Raw genomic sequence first — 19,434 nt, forward strand, 5'->3', positions numbered from 1 at the left:
AAGAAGGAGGGAATACACATGGCGATTAAAAAGTATAAACCAACCTCAAATGGTCGTCGTAACATGACGTCATCTGACTTTGCGGAAATCACAACTAATAAGCCTGAAAAGTCTTTATTAGAACCAACAAAACGCAAAGCTGGTCGTAATAACCAAGGTAAAATTACTGTTCGTCATCATGGTGGCGGTCATAAGAAGCAATATCGCGTAATCGACTTCAAACGTACTAAAGACGGAATTCCAGGACGCGTTGCTACAATCGAATATGATCCAAACCGCTCTGCGAATATCGCATTAATCAACTATGCTGATGGTGAAAAACGTTACATCTTAGCTCCAAAAGGATTGGAAGTTGGTCAAACAATCTATTCTGGTCCAGAAGCAGACATTAAAGTAGGTAACGCATTACCGTTAGCTAACATCCCAATGGGTACTACTATCCATAACATCGAGTTAAAACCTGGTAAAGGTGGACAATTGGTACGTTCTGCTGGTACTTCGGCGCAAGTACTTGGCCGTGAAGGGAAATACGTAATTGTTCGTTTACAATCTGGTGAAGTTCGTTTAGTACTTGCAACTTGCCGTGCTACAATCGGTCAAGTGGGCAACGAACAACATGAACTTATCCACATTGGTAAAGCAGGTCGCTCTCGTTGGTTAGGTAAACGCCCAACTGTACGTGGATCTGTAATGAACCCTAATGATCACCCACACGGTGGTGGTGAAGGACGTTCTCCAATCGGACGTAAATCTCCAATGACACCATGGGGCAAACCAGCTCTTGGTTTCAAAACACGTAAAAAGAAAAACAAATCTTCTAAATTTATTATTCGTTCTCGCAAAAAATAATGTGATTGTACTGCGGTTCAACAATAGAGCCGTGGTGAGTCACGAAAGGGAGGTTCCTAAATGGGTCGCAGCTTGAAAAAAGGACCTTTTGTCGATGACCACTTAATGAAAAAAGTGGAGGCGCAAGAGGCTTCTGAGAAAAAACAAGTTATCAAAACTTGGTCTCGCCGTTCTACTATCTTCCCGAACTTCATCGGTTTAACAATCGCTGTATATGATGGACGCAAACACGTTCCAGTATACGTGACAGAAGATATGGTAGGTCACAAATTAGGCGAATTCGCACCAACACGTACTTACAAAGGTCACGGTGCAGATGACAAGAAAACAAGACGCTAATTTTGAGAGGAGGTAAATCCTGATGACACAAGCTAAAGCTATCGCTCGCACAGTGCGAATTGCTCCTCGTAAAGTACGCTTAGTAGTAGATTTGATCCGAGGCAAGCAAGTTGGTGAAGCAGTTGCAATTTTACGTCATACTCCAAAAGCGGCGTCTCCAGTCGTTGAGAAAGTATTGAAATCTGCAGTTGCTAACGCTGAGCATAATTATGAATTAGATGTAAACAACTTAGTTGTTTCTGAAGTTTATGTTGACGAAGGTCCAACATTAAAACGTTTCCGTCCACGTGCACAAGGACGTGCAAGCGCAATTAACAAACGCACAAGCCACATTACATTAGTGGTATCTGAGAAGAAGGAGGGTTAATCCGTGGGTCAAAAAGTACATCCTATAGGACTACGAGTTGGTATTATTCGTGACTGGGAGTCAAAATGGTACGCTGAGAAAGACTATGCTACTCTTTTACACGAAGATATCAAAGTTCGTAAATATATCGAATCTGCTTTAAAAGACGCTTCTGTTTCTAAAGTAGAAATCGAACGCGCTGCAAACCGCGTTAATATTACAATTCACACTGCGAAACCAGGTATGGTAATCGGTAAAGGCGGTGCGGAAGTTGAAAACTTACGTAAATACCTTAACGATTTAACTGGTAAACGTGTACACATCAATATCGTAGAAATTAAAAGAGCAGATCTTGACGCTCGTCTAGTAGCTGAAAACATCGCTCGTCAACTTGAGAACCGCGTATCATTCCGCCGTGCTCAAAAACAAGCAATCCAACGCACAATCCGTGCTGGTGCAAAAGGAATTAAAACACAAGTATCTGGTCGTTTAGGCGGCGCTGACATTGCGCGTGCTGAACATTACAGTGAAGGAACTGTTCCACTTCATACTCTTCGTGCTGACATCGATTATGCTCACGCAGAAGCAGACACTACTTATGGTAAACTAGGTGTTAAAGTATGGATTTACCGTGGTGAGGTCCTTCCAACGAAGAAGAACTCTGTGGAAGGAGGCAAATAATTATGTTATTACCAAAACGCGTAAAATATCGTCGTGAACACCGTGGTAACATGCGTGGTGAAGCGAAAGGCGGCAAAGAAGTAGCTTTCGGTGAGTGGGGCTTACAAGCAACAACTGCTAGCTGGATTACAAACCGTCAAATCGAGTCTGCCCGTATTGCTATGACACGTTACATGAAACGTGGCGGTAAAGTTTGGATTAAAATTTTCCCACATAAACCATATACGAAAAAGCCTCTAGAGGTACGTATGGGTTCCGGTAAAGGTTCTCCGGAAGGTTGGGTAGCAGTAGTAAAACCAGGAAAAATTATGTTTGAAGTTGCAGGTGTCTCCGAAGAGGTAGCACGTGAAGCACTTCGTTTAGCAGCACACAAACTTCCTGTTAAATGTAAGATCGTTAAACGTCAAGAAACTGGTGGTGAATCTAATGAAAGCTAATGAAATCCGTGACCTTGCCACTTCTGAAATTGAATTAAAAGTGAAATCACTGAAAGAAGAGCTTTTCAACCTTCGCTTCCAATTGGCGACTGGTCAATTAGAAAACACAGCTCGTATTCGCGAAGTTCGTAAAGCGATTGCGCGCATGAAAACTGTGATTCGTGAAAGAGAAATCAGTTCAAATAACTAATCAGTGCAAATAACTGATAAGGAGGTTCGGAAGAATGACTGAGCGTAACCAACGCAAAGTTTACACTGGCCGTGTCGTTTCTGATAAAATGGACAAAACAGTAACTGTTCTTGTTGAAACTTATAAGAAACATAAATTATATGGCAAGCGTGTAAAATACTCTAAAAAATTCAAGGCTCATGATGAGTTGAACGAAGCGAAAATCGGTGATATCGTCCGTATCATGGAAACTCGCCCATTATCAGCTACAAAACGTTTCCGTCTAGTGGAAGTCGTAGAAAAAGCTGTTATTATCTAATATCATTTCGGAAAAATTTATAGTTCCGAAGGGAGGTAACCTAAGTGATCCAACAAGAAAGTCGTATGAAAGTTGCTGACAACTCAGGTGCACGTGAAGTTTTAACTATTAAAGTACTTGGTGGTTCTGGCCGCAAAACTGCTAATATCGGTGATATCGTTGTTGTAACGGTTAAGAAAGCAACACCAGGTGGCGTTGTCAAGAAAGGCGACGTTGTTAAGGCTGTTGTCGTTCGCACTAAATCCGGTGTTCGCCGTAAAGATGGTACTTATATTAAATTTGACGAAAATGCTTGCGTAATCATCAAAGACGATAAGTCACCACGCGGAACTCGTATTTTCGGACCTGTTGCACGTGAATTACGTGATAGCAACTTCATGAAAATCGTTTCATTAGCTCCAGAAGTTCTTTAATTTCATGATAGTACCAATCAAGGAGGTGCGACACATAATGCATGTTAAAAAGGGCGACAAAGTAAAAGTTATTACTGGTAAAGACAAAGGTAAAGAAGGCGTAGTATTAGCTGCTTTCCCTAAACAAGACCGTGTTCTTGTTGAAGGTGTAAACATCGTGAAAAAACACGTAAAACCTAACCAGTTAAACCCACAAGGTGGTATTGTAAGCCAAGAAGCAGCAATCCACGTATCGAACGTTATGCTAATCGATCCGAAATCTGGCGAGCCGACTCGTGTAGGTTACAAAATCGAAGATGGCAAAAAAGTTCGTGTTGCAAAAAAATCAGGTGTAGTAATCGACTAATAAGAAATTTGAGAAGGGAGGTACGAACATGAGCCGCCTAAAAGAAAAATATTTAAGTGAAGTTTCTCCTGCTCTTATGAGCAAGTTTGAATATAAATCAGTAATGCAGGTGCCTAAAGTTGAGAAAATCGTTATCAACATGGGTGTTGGTGACGCTGTTCAAAACTCTAAAGCATTAGACGCTGCTGTAGAAGAATTAACAATCATCACTGGTCAAAAACCAGTTGTAACTAAAGCTAAGAAGTCAATCGCTGGTTTCCGTCTACGTGAAGGAATGCCAATCGGTGCAAAAGTTACATTACGTGGTGAACGTATGTATGAATTCTTGGATAAATTAATCTCTATCGCACTTCCACGTGTACGCGACTTCCATGGGGTTTCAAAAAAATCATTCGATGGTCGCGGTAACTACACTTTAGGTGTTAAAGAACAATTGATTTTCCCGGAAATCGATTACGATAAAGTTTCAAAAGTACGCGGTATGGACATCGTGATCGTAACAACTGCGAATTCTGACGAAGAAGCTCGCGAGTTATTGACACAATTCGGTATGCCGTTCCAAAAGTAATAAAATAAGGAGGGCGAAAACGTGGCTAAAAAATCAATGGTCGTTAAACAACAACGTAAGCAAAAGTTTAAAGTCCAAGAATATACACGTTGTGAACGCTGTGGTCGTCCACACTCTGTATATCGTAAATTTAAACTTTGCCGTATTTGTTTCCGTGAACTTGCATATAAGGGACAAATTCCTGGCGTTAAAAAAGCTAGCTGGTAATCCCCTAAATTGGGAAGGAGGTAAAATTTATGACAATGACAGATCCGATTGCAGATATGCTAACACGCATTCGTAATGCTAACATGGTTCGTCACGAGAAGTTAGAAGTACCTGCTTCAAACTTAAAGAAAGATATCGCTGAAATTCTAAAGCGTGAAGGTTTCGTTCGTGATGTTGAGTATGTTGAAGATAACAAACAAGGTATCATCCGTATCTTCTTGAAATATGGAAAAGAAAACGAACGCGTTATCACTGGTTTGAAACGTATTTCAAAACCTGGTCTACGCGTATATGCTAAAACTGATGAAGTGCCTCGTGTACTTAACGGTTTAGGTATCGCTTTAGTATCAACTTCTCAAGGTTTATTAACTGATAAAGAAGCACGTGCTAAAAAAGTTGGCGGAGAAATCTTAGCTTACATTTGGTAATAAGCAATAAAAGAATGGAGGTGCAACTAAATGTCTCGTGTAGGTAAAAAGCCAATCGAGGTTCCTGCTAACGTAACAGTTACTGTTGATGAAACTAACTTTGTTACAGTTAAAGGACCAAAAGGCGAATTAACTAATCAATTCAACAATGACTTGAAAATCGAACAAGAAGGAAACATCATTACGATCGTTCGCCCTTCTGAATCCAAAGAACACCGTACGATCCACGGTACAACTCGTGCTTTATTAGCAAACATGGTAACTGGTGTTTCTGAAGGTTTCTCTCGTTCTCTAGAACTTATCGGTGTAGGTTACCGTGCGCAATTACAAGGCAAAAAACTTGTACTTAACGTTGGGTACTCTCATCCAGTAGAATTCACACCAGAAGAAGGTCTAGAAGTCGAAGTTCCTTCTAACACAAAAGTGATCGTTAAAGGTATTAACAAAGAACGCGTTGGTGCATTAGCATCTAACATTCGTGCTGTTCGCCCACCAGAGCCATACAAAGGCAAAGGTATTCGTTATGAAGGTGAATATGTACGTCGCAAAGAAGGTAAAACAGGTAAATAATGCTTTTCGCATTAGAAAGGAGTGACCTCTCGTGATTACGAAACAAGATAAAAATCAAGTTCGTAAAAAACGTCATGCGCGTGTTCGTACGAAAATCGCGGGTACTGCTGAACGTCCACGTTTAAATGTATTCCGTTCAAACAAACACATCTATGCGCAACTTATTGACGATGTTGCAGGCGTAACACTTGTTAGCGCATCTACTCAAGATAATGGTTTTGAGGGTGCAGGTAGCAATGTAGAAGCTGCAGCAAAAATCGGTGAAGCAATCGCTAAACGCGCTGCGGAAAAAAATATTACTGCTGTTGTATTTGACCGTGGTGGTTACTTATATCATGGACGTGTAAAAGCTTTAGCTGAAGCTGCACGTGAAAACGGCTTAGAATTTTAATAAGAAGGAGGGACATACTTCATGAGTCGCATTGACGCAAACAAACTTGAACTTGAAGAACGCGTAGTTACAATCAACCGCGTTGCTAAAGTTGTTAAAGGTGGTCGTCGCTTCCGCTTTACAGCACTTGTTGTTGTAGGTGATAAAAATGGCCATGTTGGATTCGGTACTGGTAAAGCTCAAGAGGTTCCAGACGCAATCCGCAAAGCTGTTGAAGACGCGAAGAAAAACTTAATCGAAGTACCACGTGTTGGTGGAACTACTCCACACGATGTTATTGGTCGCTTCGGAGCAGGTCAAATCTTAATCAAACCTGCAGCTCCTGGTACTGGAGTTATCGCTGGTGGTCCTGTACGTGCCGTACTTGAACTTGCTGGTATTACTGATATTCTTTCAAAATCTCTAGGTTCTAACACACCAATTAACATGGTTCGCGCTACTGTTTCTGGATTAACTGAACTAAAACGCGTAGAGGACGTTGCAAAACTTCGCGGTAAATCAGTAGAAGAACTATTAGGTTAAGGGGGGAAATTATCATGGCTAACAAATTAGAAATTACCCTTACTAAATCTTTAATCGGTGCAAAGCCTCAGCAACGTAAAATTGCGGAAGCTCTAGGTTTACGTAAAATGAACCAAACTGTAGAACAAGCTGACAACGCAGCTATTCGCGGTATGTTAGATAAAGTAGCTCACTTAGTTACTATTAAAGAAAACTAATTTTCAAACATTGAACAAGGAGGTGCCACCCATATGAAACTTCATGAGTTAAAACCAGCAGAAGGATCACGTAAAGAACGTAACCGTGTTGGTCGTGGTATCGGTTCTGGTAACGGTAAAACTGCAGGTAAAGGTCATAAAGGTCAAAACGCTCGTTCTGGCGGCGGCGTTCGTCCTGGATTTGAGGGGGGTCAAAACCCACTATTCCGTCGTTTACCAAAACGCGGCTTTACGAACATCAACCGTAAAGAATATGCGATCGTTAACCTTGACGTATTAAACCGTTTCGAAGATGGTGCAGAAGTAACACCTGCATTATTGCTAGAAACTGGTATCGTGAGCAATGAAAAAGCTGGCATTAAAGTTCTGGGTAACGGAACTCTTAATAAAAAGCTTACTGTGAAAGCTCACAAATTCTCAGGCTCTGCTAAAGAAGCAATTGAGAATGCTGGCGGAACTACTGAGGTGATTTAATGTTTCAAACAATCTCAAACTTTATGCGCGTGCGAGATATTCGAAATAAAATCATCTTTACACTATTGATGTTGATCGTTTTCCGTATCGGAACTTTCATTCCGGTACCGAACGTCGACTCGCAAGTATTGAAGGTTGCCGACGAATTTAATTTGATTGGTTTCCTTAATACTTTCGGCGGTGGTGCATTGTCTAACTTCTCGATCTTTGCATTGGGGATTATGCCTTACATTACTGCCTCAATTATTGTTCAACTATTGCAAATGGATGTTGTTCCGAAGTTTGCTGAATGGGCAAAACAAGGTGATGTCGGCCGACGCAAATTGGCGCAATTCACTCGTTATTTAACAGTTGTTCTTGCTTTCATTCAAGCATTTGCAATGTCATTTGGGTTCAACCAAATGTACGGTGGTACGTTAATTACTGATACAAGTGTATTATCCTACTTAACCATTGCAATTGTTTTAACGGCCGGTACCATGTTCCTATTGTGGCTAGGTGAACAAATTACGGCTCACGGTGTTGGTAATGGTGTTTCAATCATTATCTTCGCAGGGATTGTGGCTGCAATTCCGACAACTGTGAACCAAATCTATGCACAACAAATCGAGGATGCTGGAGATCAATTATTCATTCAAATTGCCATTCTAGTATTGCTTGTTTTAGTTATGCTTGCGATTGTTGTAGGGGTTATTTACATTCAACAAGCGTTGCGTAAAATTCCTATTCAATATGCAAAACGAGTTGCAGGAGGCCGTACGCCGCAAGCTGGTGGACAACAAACTCATTTACCGTTAAAAGTGAATGCAGCTGGGGTTATTCCGGTAATCTTCGCTGTCGCGTTTATTGTCACTCCTCAAACGTTGGCTACGTTCTTCGGTCAAAACCAGGTCACAACGTTCATCACCAACACGTTTGATTATACAAAACCGGTTGGGATGATCATCTATGTTGCATTGATTGTCGCGTTTACGTACTTCTATGCTTTCATTCAAGTGAATCCGGAAAACTTGGCCGACAACTTGAAAAAACAAGGTGCGTACATCCCAGGTATTCGCCCGGGCAATGATACGCAAAGTTACTTAACAAGAGTTTTATATCGTTTAACATTGGTTGGTGCATTATTCCTAGTTGTGATTTCTGTATTGCCGATCCTCTTCATTAATTTCATGAACCTGCCTGCTTCGGCTCAAATTGGCGGTACTAGTGTTATCATCGTTGTCGGGGTTGCATTGGAAACTATGAAACAGCTGGAAGCGCAACTTGTAAAACGTCACTATAGAGGCTTTATGAAATAAATGCAGGTTTTAGGAAACAAACATGTTTCCTAAGCCAGCAAGCTTAGGGGGAGCGAAAACGTATGAATATCGTTTTAATGGGGCTGCCTGGTGCCGGTAAAGGTACTCAAGCAGACAAAATTGTTGATAAGTACGAAATCCCTCATATTTCTACAGGCGACATGTTCCGTGCGGCGATTAGCGCCGGAACGGAATTAGGTTTGGAAGCTAAATCGTATATGGACCAAGGTGCTCTAGTACCGGATGAAGTAACGATTGGCATCGTTCGTGAACGACTTGCACAAAAAGATTGTGAAAAAGGTTTCTTATTAGACGGGTTCCCACGTACAGTTCCACAAGCAGAAGCTTTAGATGGCATCCTAGATGAACTTGGGAAAAAAATTGACCATACGATCAATATCCAAGTAGAAAAAGATGAACTAATTGCACGTCTTAGTGGTCGTCGTATCTGTAAAGTTTGCGGTACATCCTATCACGTGATTTTCAACCCTCCTGCAGTGGAAGGAAAATGTGATAAAGATGGCGGCGAATTATATACACGTGCGGACGATAATCCTGAAACGGTAGCAAACCGTCTGGAAGTAAATATGAATCAAGCACAACCTTTACTTGATTTTTATGAAGCTAAAGGTGTTTTAACGAATATCGATGGACAGCAAGATATCGACAAAGTATTTGCTGATCTTGACGCTCTATTACTGCAGAGCAGCCGCAGTTAATACCTGGGTATTGAATAGAAGGCATACTGCTTTTCGCTGGAGGCCTGCGGGTGCAACAAAATAATAAAATTTTATTGAGAGTTGCAAAAGCATATTGTGCCCGGTACACATGAGACACAAATATGATAAAATCTATTTTGTGGTAAGTGTAATGGGTTTCGTGGAAGCATCTGTGTAACGGGTATGAATCTCTCATCCAAGACATTCCGGGAAAACGTGAAAACGAATGAAATACATTCCTAAGCGAAGACTAGTCATTCCCTGGATTGTGTGAAGCGAAACCAGACGAGCGTCTTTCGAACATCTCTCATACAATCCAAGCATATGTTGGTGGAGTTGCTTCTAGTAAACAAAATCAGTTGCATAGATTCTCTTTATCATGTATGTTAGAGAATCGAAAACGCATATAGAAGGGAGACAGGGTTGATGGCGAAAGACGATGTAATTGAAGTCGAAGGAACAGTTGTTGAGACTTTGCCAAACGCGATGTTTAAGGTAGAATTAGAAAATGGGCACACGGTGCTTGCACACGTATCTGGTAAGATTCGCATGCACTTTATCCGTATTTTACCTGGAGATAAGGTTACTATTGAGTTATCTCCATACGATTTAACTCGCGGTCGTATCACATACCGTTTTAAATAATCTTTTGCACTCCGGACTATTAAGGAGGTTGGGTTAGATGAAAGTGAGACCATCTGTGAAACCGATCTGCGAAAAATGTAAAGTAATTCGCCGACGCGGTAAAGTAATGGTAATCTGTGAAAATCCTAAACACAAACAAAAACAAGGATAATTAATAAGGAGGTGCACAAGTAAATGGCACGTATTGCTGGAGTTGATATTCCTCGCGACAAACGCGTGGTAATTTCATTAACTTACATTTACGGAATTGGTAAAACTTCTTCTCAAAAAGTATTGGCTGCTGCTGGTGTTAACGAAAACACTCGCGTGCGCGATCTTACTGAAGATGAGTTAAACAAAATCCGTGAACAATTAGATCAATATAAAGTGGAAGGTGACCTTCGCCGTGAAATTTCACTTAACATTAAACGCTTGATGGAAATCGGTTCTAACCGTGGTATCCGTCACCGTCGTGGTTTACCTGTTCGTGGTCAAAATACGAAAAACAATGCGCGTACGCGTAAAGGTCCTCGTAAAACTGTAGCGAACAAGAAAAAATAATAAGTAAAGGGGGTTCCTTCTTAACATGGCTCGTAAACAACAAACTCGTAAACGTCGTGTGAAAAAGAATATCGAAGCTGGTATTGCACACATTCGTTCTACATTCAACAATACAATCGTAACGATTACGGATATGCAAGGTAACGCAGTATCTTGGTCTAGTGCTGGTGCGCTTGGATTTAAAGGTTCACGTAAATCTACTCCTTATGCTGCTCAAATGGCTGCTGAAGCTGCTGCAAAAGCGTCCGTTGAACATGGTCTGAAGACGTTGGAAGTAACTGTTAAAGGTCCTGGTGCTGGTCGTGAAGCTGCTATTCGTGCACTTCAAGCTGCTGGTTTAGAAGTAACTGCAATCAAGGATGTTACTCCAGTTCCACATAACGGTTGCCGTCCGCCAAAACGTCGTCGTGTGTAATGGGTGCATCTCAAAGTAATTTGAGTTCATCATTGCTTGTACAAAACTAAATCTTGTGCAAATCTTATAAAGTCAACCTTTTTTGACTATTATGATGTTATGAACCTATACATTCGATGTTTTGAAGGAGGGTAAATTGAATGATCGAAATTGAAAAACCAAAGATTGAAACTGTTGAGATCAGCGAAAATTCCAAATATGGCAAGTTTGTTGTAGAACCGCTTGAACGCGGGTATGGAAACACTTTGGGCAATTCTTTGCGTCGTATCCTTCTGTCTTCATTACCAGGAGCTGCTGTTACATCTATTCAAATTGATGGAGTGCTACACGAATTCTCGACTGTAGAAGGCGTTGAAGAAGATGTTGCTTCCATTATTTTGAACATCAAAAAGCTGGCACTGAAAATCTACTCTGACGAAGAGAAAGTCATCGAGATTGACGTGAAAGGTGATGGAACGGTTACAGCTGCTGATATCACTCATGACAGTGACGTTGAAATATTAAATCCTGATTTGTATATTGCAACAATCGCTAAAAATGGTCATTTACGCATGCGTATGTACGCTCGCCGTGGCCGTGGATATACTCCTGCTGATCAAAACAAACGTGAGGATCTTCCTATCGGCGTGATCCCGATCGACTCTATTTACACTCCAGTTTCACGCGTTAATTTTCAAGTGGAAAACACTCGTGTTGGACAAAATTCTGATTTCGATAAATTGTCACTTGATGTGTGGACAGATGGCAGCATCGGTCCAAAAGAAGCGATTTCGCTTGGCGCGAAAATTTTAACTGAGCACCTTAATATCTTTGTAGGCTTAACGAATGAAGCACAAACTGCTGAAATCATGGTCGAAAAAGAAGAGGATCAAAAAGAAAAAGTTTTAGAGATGACGATTGAGGAACTCGATCTTTCTGTTCGTTCTTACAACTGTTTAAAACGCGCTGGTATCAACACGGTACTTGAACTTGCGAATAAATCAGAAGACGACATGATGAAAGTGCGCAATCTTGGTCGTAAGTCACTAGAAGAAGTTAAAGCGAAATTAGAAGAGCTTGGTTTAGGATTGCGTAAAGAAGACTAAACAATACTTTTCTAAAGCAGTTTAGATATAAAGGAGGGAACATCCATGGGTTACAGAAAACTTGGTCGTACAAGTTCTCAACGTAAAGCGTTATTGCGTGATTTGGCTACTGACTTAATCATCAACGAACGCATCGAAACAACTGAAGCACGTGCGAAAGAATTACGTTCTGTAGTTGAAAAAATGATTACTTTAGGTAAGCGTGGAGATTTACATGCTCGTCGTCAAGCGGCTGCATTTATCCGTCGCGAAGTAGTAACAACTACTGATGAGGAAGGTAACGAAACAACTTCATTTGCACTTCAAAAGTTATTTAATGATGTTGCACCGCGTTACACTGACCGTCAAGGCGGTTACACTCGCATCCTTAAAGTAGGACCTCGCCGTGGTGACGGTGCGCCTGTAGTAGTAATTGAATTAGTTTAATTACTAATTAATTCTTACTTGGGCAAGAGGGTGTCCGGTTCACCGGTTGAACCCGGGCCCCTCTATTTTTACACTGTTAAGAAAGGGTTGCCTTTTGAAAGCAGTGTATTTAAAGCATCGGTTTTCGCCTTCATGGCGGCAAATCGTGTTTTTCTAATCTTTATAAGGCACAGTGATGTGTCGATCAATGATTTATACGACAATAAAATGGCTTGAGCGTTATAATGAGCGGGTCACTTGTTGACGGCGTCTCGTCTAGCTCTCCGCACCTCATTCAACGAAACATGGAATTGAGCAGCCGTGTTTCTTGTACAAATGTAGAATTAAAGCGCATTTCTCTTGAATGAGGTGCGCGCTTTTTTATTTAATAACCTTATGAAAGCAAGGCGCCTGCGCTTTTCTTATATACATATACAAAAATAAAGTACGTTTCAATCTGCTATTTTTCGGATTTGTAAACGTGCCTTATTTTTATATATGTCACTTTGCACCAAAGGGTAGAAATGATGCATAAAACAGTGTAATTTAGTTAGTAGAGCAAGGAGAGGAGCCAAGATTAGTGACCGAGATTTTATCGTTTCAAAACGTTAGTTTTTCATATACACCAGATCAGCCTGATGCGCGCAAAGCCGTCCAAGATGTATCCTTTTCAATCAATGAAGGAGAATGGATTGCGATGGTCGGCCATAACGGTTCTGGTAAATCCACGATGGTCAAGTTAGTAAGCGGACTGCTTTTCCCTCAAGAAGGCGAAGTCCGTGTGATGAGAGATGTTTTAACAGAAGAGAATTTATGGGACATTCGTTCAAATATCGGAATGGTATTCCAAAACCCTGATAACCAGTTTGTTGGGGCCACTGTACAAGACGATGTCGCGTTTTCATTGGAAAATAGCGGCGTGCCATATAAAGAAATGGTGGAACGGGTTCATTCGTCCCTTGTTCAAGTAAAAATGGACAAGTTTCTGAATCATGAACCACATCATCTATCAGGTGGACAAAAGCAACGGGTGGCTATTGCAGGAGCACTTGCTATGCGGCCGAAATTACTGATATTGGATGAGGCGACTTCAATGCTTGACCCACAAGGGCGGGATGAAGTATTAAGAACCGTTCGTGCCTTAAGAGAAGAAATCGGGTTAACCGTGCTTTCAATCACGCATGATGTTGAAGAAGCGCTTTTTGCAGATCGGATACTATTCATGAATGATGGGAAAAAGTATGCGGAAGGAACTCCATCCGAAATTTTTGCCCTGGGCGATAAACTGGAGGAGTTTGGATTGGAACTGCCTTTTGCTATGCGAATGACTAAGCTGTTCCAGGAAAAAGGCGTACCTCTTGCAGGACAACATATGACAGAAGATGAGTTGGTGAATGATTTATGGACATCAAGCTTCAGCAAGTAAGCTATGCTTATTCAATGGGCACACCCTTTGAAAAGTTTGCTTTATTTGATGTAGATTTAACGATTCCTCATGGAACATATCAAGCAATCATAGGGCATACAGGTTCAGGGAAGTCAACAATTCTGCAGCACTTTAATGGCCTTCTGAAGCCATCTAAAGGCGAAGTACATATTGGAGAGCGTGTAATTGTTGCAGGTAAAAAGGCAAAAGAACTAAAGCCAATCCGCCAAAAAGTGGGCATTGTGTTTCAGTTTCCGGAGCATCAACTGTTTGAAGAAACAGTTTTAAAAGACATTATGTTCGGGCCGATGAATTTTGGCGTTTCTGAACAGGTGGCTGAGCAGCGGGCACGCGAATTAATCCAGCTTGTAGGTCTTCCAGACGATATTTTGAACAAATCACCCTTTGACTTATCAGGCGGACAAATGCGCCGTGTAGCGATTGCTGGGGTGCTTGCTATGGATCCGGAAGTGATTGTCCTGGATGAACCAACCGCAGGGCTTGATCCAAGGGGACAAAAAGAGATTATGGACATGTTCTATACTCTTCATAAAGAGCGTGGACTCACAACGATTCTCGTTACGCACAGCATGGAAGATGCAGCGAAATATGCTGATCGGATTGCCATTATGCATGAAGGGAAATGTGTTTTGACCGGAACGCCCCGCGAAATTTTCTCGGATGCCAAAACGCTCGAGAAGTATCGATTGGAATTGCCCCATATTGTTCGATTCCAATCAAAGATTGAGGAACGCATGAGTAAACCATTGTCGAAAATTTGTTTAACAGAGGAAGAGCTGGCAGAAGAAGTGGCACGTTCTTTGCGAGAGGAGCGTGATGGACAATGATGGATAAAATGATTTTTGGCCGATACATTCCCGGGGACTCATTCGTTCATCTACTTGACCCACGCTCCAAGCTTATTTTCGTATTTGCTTTTATAGTAGTTGTATTTTTGGCGAACAATGCCATTACATATGGTTTATTATTGGCTTTTACATTGCTTGTCATTTTAACGTCCAGAATCCGTTTATACTTTTTAATTAATGGCCTGAAACCGATCATGATTCTATTGGTCTTTACGTTCTTAATCCACATTCTCTTTACGAGAGAAGGGGATGTTGTTTTAGACCTTGGTTTTCTGAAAGTGTATGAAGAGGGACTAAGGCAAGGGATCTTCATTTCCATCCGCTTTTTGGTGCTTGTGTTCATGACGTCCATTTTGACGTTGACCACTTCACCAATTTCGATAACAGATGGAATTGAAGTATTGCTGAACCCGTTAAAAAAGGTGAAACTGCCTGTCCACGAGTTGGCTTTAATGATGTCCATCGCCCTTCGTTTTATTCCAACGCTAATGGACGAGACCGACAAAATCATGAAGGCACAGATGGCCCGGGGTTCCGACCTTAGCGCAGGTTCTTTAAAAGAACGTTTAAAAGCCGTTGTGCCCCTTCTTGTCCCGCTGTTTGTCAGTGCGTTTAAACGTGCCGAAGATTTGGCAACAGCCATGGAAGTACGTGGTTACCGAGGGGGAGAAGGGCGTACCCGCTACCGTCAACTAAAATGGGATTGGCGCGATACACTAAGCCTTGTCGTGCTGGCGGCAATGACGGCATTGTTGGTATTTTATCGTAATTAGTAAGCGAGGTGAGGTCCATTGCGGCGTTTAAAAGCAACCATAAGTTATGATGGCACCCTTTTTGCAGGCTATCAAGTTCAGCCGGGAGAACGCACGGTTCAGCTTGAAATCGAAAATGTATTAACGAAAATGCATAAAGGGAATCAAGTGAAAATCACTGCGAGCGGTCGTACGGATGCGAAAGTCCATGCTACTGGCCAGGTCATCCATTTCGATACTTCGTTGGAAATACCGGTTGAACGCTATAAAAAGGCGCTAAACGTCCAGTTGCCTCGGGATATTCGTGTGCTGGAAGTAGAGGAGGCAGACTCTGAGTTCCATGCGAGATATAGTGTATCAGGCAAGCGTTATCGCTATATTTGGAACTGTGAGGAGCAACAAAGCCCTTTCCGTAGACACTATACAGTTGAAACGAATGGAATAAAGCCGGATCTAGAAAAAATGCAGACTGCAGCGCAATTTATCATCGGGACGCATGACTTTTCATGCTTTTGCGCGGCCAATACAAGTGTAGTGGATAAAGTGCGTACAGTAAATGCTCTCAACTTCTCGTGGCATGATGAAGAACTTCATATGACAATCGAGGGCAATGGATTTTTATATAATATGGTCCGCATTATTGCCGGAACGTTGTGGGAAGTCGGTATTGGAAAAAAAGATTCGAATGAATTGCAGTTAATTATTGCATCAATGGACCGTGGAAAGGCGGGCAAAACAGCGCCAGCACACGGTTTATACCTGGAAAAGGTGTTTTATTAAAGGAAATACAACATCTCCAGGTGTTTTGTTTTTTTTCTTGACGAAAACGTAAAAATGTTATAAGATGACATATGGTATTTTCATTACCACCACAAATAAGCCCCGAAACTTATGAAGTGTATATAATGAAAAATAACGGTAATCGAATCGATTAGGAGGATATATAAATGCGTACAACATTCATGGCTAAAGGTCACGAAGTAGATCGCAAATGGTTAGTAGTAGACGCAGAAGGCCAAACTCTTGGACGTTTAGCTTCTGAAGTAGCTGCTATCTTACGCGGTAAACATAAACCAACATTCACACCAAACGTAGACACAGGTGACTACGTAATCGTAATCAATGCAGACAAAATTCATTTAACAGGCAACAAATTAGAAGGTAAAATTTATTACCGTCACACTCAATTCTCTGGTGGTTTAAAAACACGTACTGCTGGCGAAATGAAAGAAAAATACCCAACACAAATGATCGAATTAGCAGTAAAAGGGATGCTTCCTAAAAACTCTTTAGGACGCAAAATGTTCGGTAAACTTAACGTTTACGCTGGAGCAGAACACCCACATGCAGCACAAAAACCGGAAAGCTATACGCTTCGCGGATAATTATTAAGAGGAGGATATACCCTTGGCACAAGTTCAATATATCGGCACAGGTCGCCGTAAAAGCTCAGTAGCTCGCGTACGTTTAGTACCAGGCGAAGGTAAAATTGTTATCAACAACCGCAGCATCGAAGAGTACTTACCATTCGAAACGTTGCACTTAATCATCAACCAACCATTAGAAGCAACTCAAACTAAAGGTAGCTATGATGTATTTGTAAACGTAAACGGTGGTGGCTTCACAGGTCAAGCTGGAGCAATCCGTCACGGTATCGCTCGTGCGTTACTTCAAGTTGACCCAGATTTCCGTCCAGCACTTAAAACTGCAGGTTTACTAACTCGTGACCCACGTATGAAAGAACGTAAAAAATACGGTCTTAAAGGCGCGCGTCGTGCACCTCAGTTCTCAAAACGTTAATCAAGCGTTATATCAACGTTTTCAAACCCTTTCTCAAGTTTTTGGGAGAGGGTTTTTTATGTTGAGAATTCATCAACATCAAATCAATACCCTTTTGAATAATAATGCCTTCGAAAGATACTAGTCTTAAAATCCTTCAATTCTTTAACTTAAAAGCTCCTTTATTGCACTAAAACCCTGCTAGCTGAAGATAAAGAAATGCAAAAGCTTCCGAAAGATATATATAAGTATAGAGATAAGTGGGAATAAAGAAAAAGACCGAAATGATCCGGTCTTTTCTGTCTAGAATTTAAATTTGCTAATTTCTTCTCTTAGCTCTTCCGCAAGAACACTCAAAGATGTAGCGGATGCAGTAATCTCTTGTGTCGTGGCCAGCTGTTCTTCGGATGCTGAGGCCACATTTTGGGAGTTTGAAGAAGTGTTTTGGGCAATCTCTGTTAAAGAATGGATGGTTGTATTGACTTGTTGGGAGGAAGCGGCCATTTGTCCAGCAGAAGTGAAGACTTCTTCAATTTTCTCAGAAACTAGTCGAATGGATTCCAGAATGCTCTCAAATGTTTCTCCCGCCTCTGCAATGACATCTGTTCCGTTTTCTACTTCTTTTGTCCCTTGATCCATTGATTCAACAGCTATCATCGTATCATTTTGAATTTGAAGAATCAGCTGCGTGATACTGTCCGCGGAAAGTTTTGATTGCTCAGCCAGCTTGCGAACTTCCTCAGCAACTACCGCAAACCCCTTCCCATGTTCTCCGGCTCGTGCAGCTTCAATCGCTGCATTCAACGCCAATAAATTGGTTTGGTCTGCAATGCTTGTAATGACTTCAACGATTTGTCCAATTTCTTTGGAGCGTACTTCAAGGTTTGTGACCAGTTTGGAAGTGGTGCCAACGGAGTTCTTGATCGCCTCCATCTGATTTACGGCTTTCTGAATGCTTGTATGCCCTTCTATAGCCTGTTTTGTTGTGTTTTGTGATTCATTCGCTGCTCCAGCAGATGTTTCGGCAATTTCCTGCATGCCAATGGAAACATCATTCATCGCACGGAGAGATTCCCTAGCGCTTTGAGAAGCCGTTTCAGCACCCGCAGCGATTTCTTGAATAGACATAGTTACTTGTTCTGTGGAAGCGGAAGAGTGCTCAGCAGAAGAAGCAAACTGTTCGGAAGATGCTGCTAATTGGTTTGTGGTCTCCGAAACTTTGGTCATCAGAGCTTTTAAATTTGTTGTCATAGTATTGGTAGACCGTATCAGTCGGCCCATTTCATCCTTGGATACTGTTTCAGGCATATTGCCGCGCAGATCACCTTTTGCGATTGCTTCCAAACGTTCCACTACCAACGAAATCGCTTTGGAAATATTATTGGCATTATATAGAGCTACGGCAATTGCAGCGACAATGGCTAAAACTGAAGTGACCAAAATGACAACTTCAGCCTGTAAAGCAGATGACTGCAATTCAAGTGTTTTGTCTTTCATCTGGCTATTTTGAAGTTCAACTACATTGACCCATGCATCGATTGCTTCCTGACTATAAAGAAGACATCTTTCCTCCATCAAACGAATGGCTCCATCCCGATCGCCACGATCATAAAGAGGAATAATCTCTTCCGTTACAAGCACTCTCCATCGGACTGTCTTTTCTTGTGCATCCTTAAAAGCACTTTTCACTTCGCTTGTGAAGCGGCCGGTTGAGATGGCTTCTTGAAGAGCCTTATCCGTTTCAATCGCCTTGTCCGTCTCTTCCAAAAATTTCACTTTAAATTCTTCTCTATTAAAAAGAACATAATCACGTGCAATTTTTGCCCGATTGACTACACTAAATTTCATGGAATTGGAAGATTCCAAAAAGGCTATATCGTTTGAGCTTATATCTTTAAAATCATTAGAAAAAGAATAAATCGTTCTGTAGCTGTTAATGGCCATTACCAATAAAATGATTAAAACAACAGCAAAACCTGCTAGAATCTTCCCCTTAATACTTTTCATCATAATCTCCTCTAATATATTGCGGTCTATGCAGAGGAAAGGAAACGCTTTCCACCTTCTCTGCTAAAAACAAATATATCATTAGAGATAAAACTTTACACCCATTTTTTTATAAATATCTATAACTTTTTAACCTAAAAAATAGTATTTTATATTAAATTGTAAATAAAATTGGTAATTATGTTGAAGATATATTGTTGGTTGGAATAAGGAATGGCTGGAGTATAAAAAGTACACA

General features: G+C 41.2%; 32 protein-coding genes. 31 read left to right on the forward strand and 1 reads right to left on the reverse strand.

The features are described 5' to 3' along the window. The first annotated feature begins 18 nt into the window (after positions 1-18). The 31 genes from rplB to rpsI all read left to right on the forward strand — a co-directional run bounded on the left by rplB (position 19) and on the right by rpsI (position 17,210). Complete coding sequence (gene rplB / locus D1B33_RS11480) at positions 19-849, forward strand: 50S ribosomal protein L2 (protein WP_118876541.1); 831 nt, start codon at positions 19-21, stop codon at positions 847-849. 60 nt (positions 850-909) lie between these two features. Continuing rightward, on the forward strand, positions 910-1,188 hold the full coding sequence (gene rpsS / locus D1B33_RS11485; RefSeq protein WP_004233637.1) for a 30S ribosomal protein S19: 279 nt from the start codon (positions 910-912) through the stop codon (positions 1,186-1,188). A gap of 22 nt (positions 1,189-1,210) precedes the next feature. After that, a complete protein-coding gene (gene rplV / locus D1B33_RS11490) occupies positions 1,211-1,555 on the forward strand; it encodes a 50S ribosomal protein L22 (RefSeq protein ID WP_118876542.1) in 345 nt (114 codons plus the stop codon). Between the two features lie 3 nt (positions 1,556-1,558). Further along, the gene (gene rpsC, locus D1B33_RS11495; protein ID WP_118876543.1) at positions 1,559-2,215 is read left to right on the forward strand and encodes a 30S ribosomal protein S3; all 657 of its coding nucleotides are present in this window, start codon (positions 1,559-1,561) and stop codon (positions 2,213-2,215) included. Positions 2,216-2,217: 2 nt separating this feature from the next. Beyond that, entirely contained in the window at positions 2,218-2,652 is a 435-nt protein-coding gene (rplP, locus tag D1B33_RS11500) for a 50S ribosomal protein L16 (RefSeq protein ID WP_118876544.1), read from the forward strand. Then, entirely contained in the window at positions 2,642-2,842 is a 201-nt protein-coding gene (gene rpmC, locus D1B33_RS11505) for a 50S ribosomal protein L29 (protein WP_118876545.1), read from the forward strand. Before rplP ends, rpmC begins: the two co-directional genes overlap by 11 nt. A gap of 34 nt (positions 2,843-2,876) precedes the next feature. Beyond that, positions 2,877-3,140 carry a 30S ribosomal protein S17 gene (rpsQ, locus tag D1B33_RS11510; protein WP_036200740.1) on the forward strand — a complete coding sequence of 88 codons (264 nt, stop codon included), beginning with the start codon at positions 2,877-2,879 and terminating at the stop codon, positions 3,138-3,140. Positions 3,141-3,184: 44 nt separating this feature from the next. Then, a complete protein-coding gene (rplN, locus tag D1B33_RS11515) occupies positions 3,185-3,553 on the forward strand; it encodes a 50S ribosomal protein L14 (RefSeq protein WP_036200739.1) in 369 nt (122 codons plus the stop codon). 37 nt (positions 3,554-3,590) lie between these two features. Beyond that, entirely contained in the window at positions 3,591-3,899 is a 309-nt protein-coding gene (rplX, locus tag D1B33_RS11520; RefSeq protein ID WP_118876546.1) for a 50S ribosomal protein L24, read from the forward strand. Positions 3,900-3,927: 28 nt separating this feature from the next. Continuing rightward, positions 3,928-4,467 (forward strand): 50S ribosomal protein L5, encoded by a 540-nt coding sequence (gene rplE, locus D1B33_RS11525; protein WP_118876547.1) that lies wholly within the window; start codon positions 3,928-3,930, stop codon positions 4,465-4,467. Between the two features lie 21 nt (positions 4,468-4,488). Next, complete coding sequence (locus D1B33_RS11530; RefSeq protein WP_118876548.1) at positions 4,489-4,674, forward strand: type Z 30S ribosomal protein S14; 186 nt, start codon at positions 4,489-4,491, stop codon at positions 4,672-4,674. A gap of 29 nt (positions 4,675-4,703) precedes the next feature. After that, positions 4,704-5,102, forward strand: coding sequence for a 30S ribosomal protein S8 (gene rpsH / locus D1B33_RS11535; protein WP_118876549.1), 399 nt, complete (start codon positions 4,704-4,706; stop codon positions 5,100-5,102). A gap of 30 nt (positions 5,103-5,132) precedes the next feature. Beyond that, complete coding sequence (gene rplF / locus D1B33_RS11540; RefSeq protein WP_118876550.1) at positions 5,133-5,672, forward strand: 50S ribosomal protein L6; 540 nt, start codon at positions 5,133-5,135, stop codon at positions 5,670-5,672. A gap of 31 nt (positions 5,673-5,703) precedes the next feature. Further along, entirely contained in the window at positions 5,704-6,063 is a 360-nt protein-coding gene (gene rplR, locus D1B33_RS11545) for a 50S ribosomal protein L18 (RefSeq protein WP_118876551.1), read from the forward strand. 21 nt (positions 6,064-6,084) lie between these two features. Beyond that, positions 6,085-6,585 (forward strand): 30S ribosomal protein S5, encoded by a 501-nt coding sequence (gene rpsE, locus D1B33_RS11550; RefSeq protein ID WP_118876552.1) that lies wholly within the window; start codon positions 6,085-6,087, stop codon positions 6,583-6,585. 14 nt (positions 6,586-6,599) lie between these two features. After that, positions 6,600-6,782 (forward strand): 50S ribosomal protein L30, encoded by a 183-nt coding sequence (gene rpmD / locus D1B33_RS11555; RefSeq protein ID WP_118876553.1) that lies wholly within the window; start codon positions 6,600-6,602, stop codon positions 6,780-6,782. A gap of 33 nt (positions 6,783-6,815) precedes the next feature. Beyond that, on the forward strand, positions 6,816-7,256 hold the full coding sequence (gene rplO, locus D1B33_RS11560) for a 50S ribosomal protein L15 (RefSeq protein WP_118876554.1): 441 nt from the start codon (positions 6,816-6,818) through the stop codon (positions 7,254-7,256). Beyond that, the gene (gene secY, locus D1B33_RS11565) at positions 7,256-8,554 is read left to right on the forward strand and encodes a preprotein translocase subunit SecY (protein WP_118876555.1); all 1,299 of its coding nucleotides are present in this window, start codon (positions 7,256-7,258) and stop codon (positions 8,552-8,554) included. Before rplO ends, secY begins: the two co-directional genes overlap by 1 nt. Before the next feature lie 62 nt (positions 8,555-8,616). After that, positions 8,617-9,273, forward strand: a complete 657-nt coding sequence (locus D1B33_RS11570) for an adenylate kinase (RefSeq protein WP_118876556.1) — start codon at positions 8,617-8,619, stop codon at positions 9,271-9,273. A 426-nt stretch (positions 9,274-9,699) separates the two neighbouring features. Next, on the forward strand, positions 9,700-9,918 hold the full coding sequence (infA, locus tag D1B33_RS11575) for a translation initiation factor IF-1 (protein WP_016839390.1): 219 nt from the start codon (positions 9,700-9,702) through the stop codon (positions 9,916-9,918). Positions 9,919-9,955: 37 nt separating this feature from the next. Beyond that, positions 9,956-10,069, forward strand: coding sequence for a 50S ribosomal protein L36 (gene rpmJ, locus D1B33_RS11580; RefSeq protein WP_000868344.1), 114 nt, complete (start codon positions 9,956-9,958; stop codon positions 10,067-10,069). A gap of 23 nt (positions 10,070-10,092) precedes the next feature. After that, positions 10,093-10,458, forward strand: a complete 366-nt coding sequence (gene rpsM, locus D1B33_RS11585) for a 30S ribosomal protein S13 (RefSeq protein ID WP_118876557.1) — start codon at positions 10,093-10,095, stop codon at positions 10,456-10,458. A 25-nt stretch (positions 10,459-10,483) separates the two neighbouring features. Then, entirely contained in the window at positions 10,484-10,873 is a 390-nt protein-coding gene (gene rpsK, locus D1B33_RS11590; protein WP_118876558.1) for a 30S ribosomal protein S11, read from the forward strand. A gap of 140 nt (positions 10,874-11,013) precedes the next feature. Next, positions 11,014-11,958, forward strand: a complete 945-nt coding sequence (locus D1B33_RS11595) for a DNA-directed RNA polymerase subunit alpha (RefSeq protein ID WP_118876559.1) — start codon at positions 11,014-11,016, stop codon at positions 11,956-11,958. A gap of 45 nt (positions 11,959-12,003) precedes the next feature. Further along, on the forward strand, positions 12,004-12,384 hold the full coding sequence (gene rplQ, locus D1B33_RS11600; protein ID WP_097073496.1) for a 50S ribosomal protein L17: 381 nt from the start codon (positions 12,004-12,006) through the stop codon (positions 12,382-12,384). Between the two features lie 559 nt (positions 12,385-12,943). Beyond that, positions 12,944-13,789 (forward strand): energy-coupling factor ABC transporter ATP-binding protein, encoded by an 846-nt coding sequence (locus D1B33_RS11605; RefSeq protein ID WP_118876560.1) that lies wholly within the window; start codon positions 12,944-12,946, stop codon positions 13,787-13,789. Then, positions 13,765-14,637, forward strand: coding sequence for an energy-coupling factor ABC transporter ATP-binding protein (locus tag D1B33_RS11610; RefSeq protein WP_118876561.1), 873 nt, complete (start codon positions 13,765-13,767; stop codon positions 14,635-14,637). Before D1B33_RS11605 ends, D1B33_RS11610 begins: the two co-directional genes overlap by 25 nt. Beyond that, positions 14,634-15,431, forward strand: coding sequence for an energy-coupling factor transporter transmembrane component T family protein (locus tag D1B33_RS11615; RefSeq protein WP_118876562.1), 798 nt, complete (start codon positions 14,634-14,636; stop codon positions 15,429-15,431). Before D1B33_RS11610 ends, D1B33_RS11615 begins: the two co-directional genes overlap by 4 nt. An 18-nt stretch (positions 15,432-15,449) precedes the next feature. Then, positions 15,450-16,190 carry a tRNA pseudouridine(38-40) synthase TruA gene (truA, locus tag D1B33_RS11620; RefSeq protein WP_118876563.1) on the forward strand — a complete coding sequence of 247 codons (741 nt, stop codon included), beginning with the start codon at positions 15,450-15,452 and terminating at the stop codon, positions 16,188-16,190. A gap of 167 nt (positions 16,191-16,357) precedes the next feature. After that, positions 16,358-16,795 (forward strand): 50S ribosomal protein L13, encoded by a 438-nt coding sequence (gene rplM / locus D1B33_RS11625; protein ID WP_118876564.1) that lies wholly within the window; start codon positions 16,358-16,360, stop codon positions 16,793-16,795. Positions 16,796-16,817: 22 nt separating this feature from the next. Beyond that, positions 16,818-17,210: a 30S ribosomal protein S9 gene (rpsI, locus tag D1B33_RS11630; RefSeq protein ID WP_118876565.1), complete on the forward strand. Its 393-nt coding sequence runs from the start codon at positions 16,818-16,820 to the stop codon at positions 17,208-17,210. 282 nt (positions 17,211-17,492) lie between these two features. Here the strand turns inward: rpsI and D1B33_RS11635 are convergent, their stop codons facing one another. After that, on the reverse strand, positions 17,493-19,199 hold the full coding sequence (locus D1B33_RS11635) for a methyl-accepting chemotaxis protein (protein ID WP_118876566.1): 1,707 nt from the start codon (positions 19,197-19,199) through the stop codon (positions 17,493-17,495). Positions 19,200-19,434: the final 235 nt, after the last annotated feature.

The organism is Ureibacillus yapensis (genome assembly GCF_003515775.1).
Classification (GTDB): domain Bacteria; phylum Bacillota; class Bacilli; order Bacillales_A; family Planococcaceae; genus Ureibacillus; species Ureibacillus yapensis.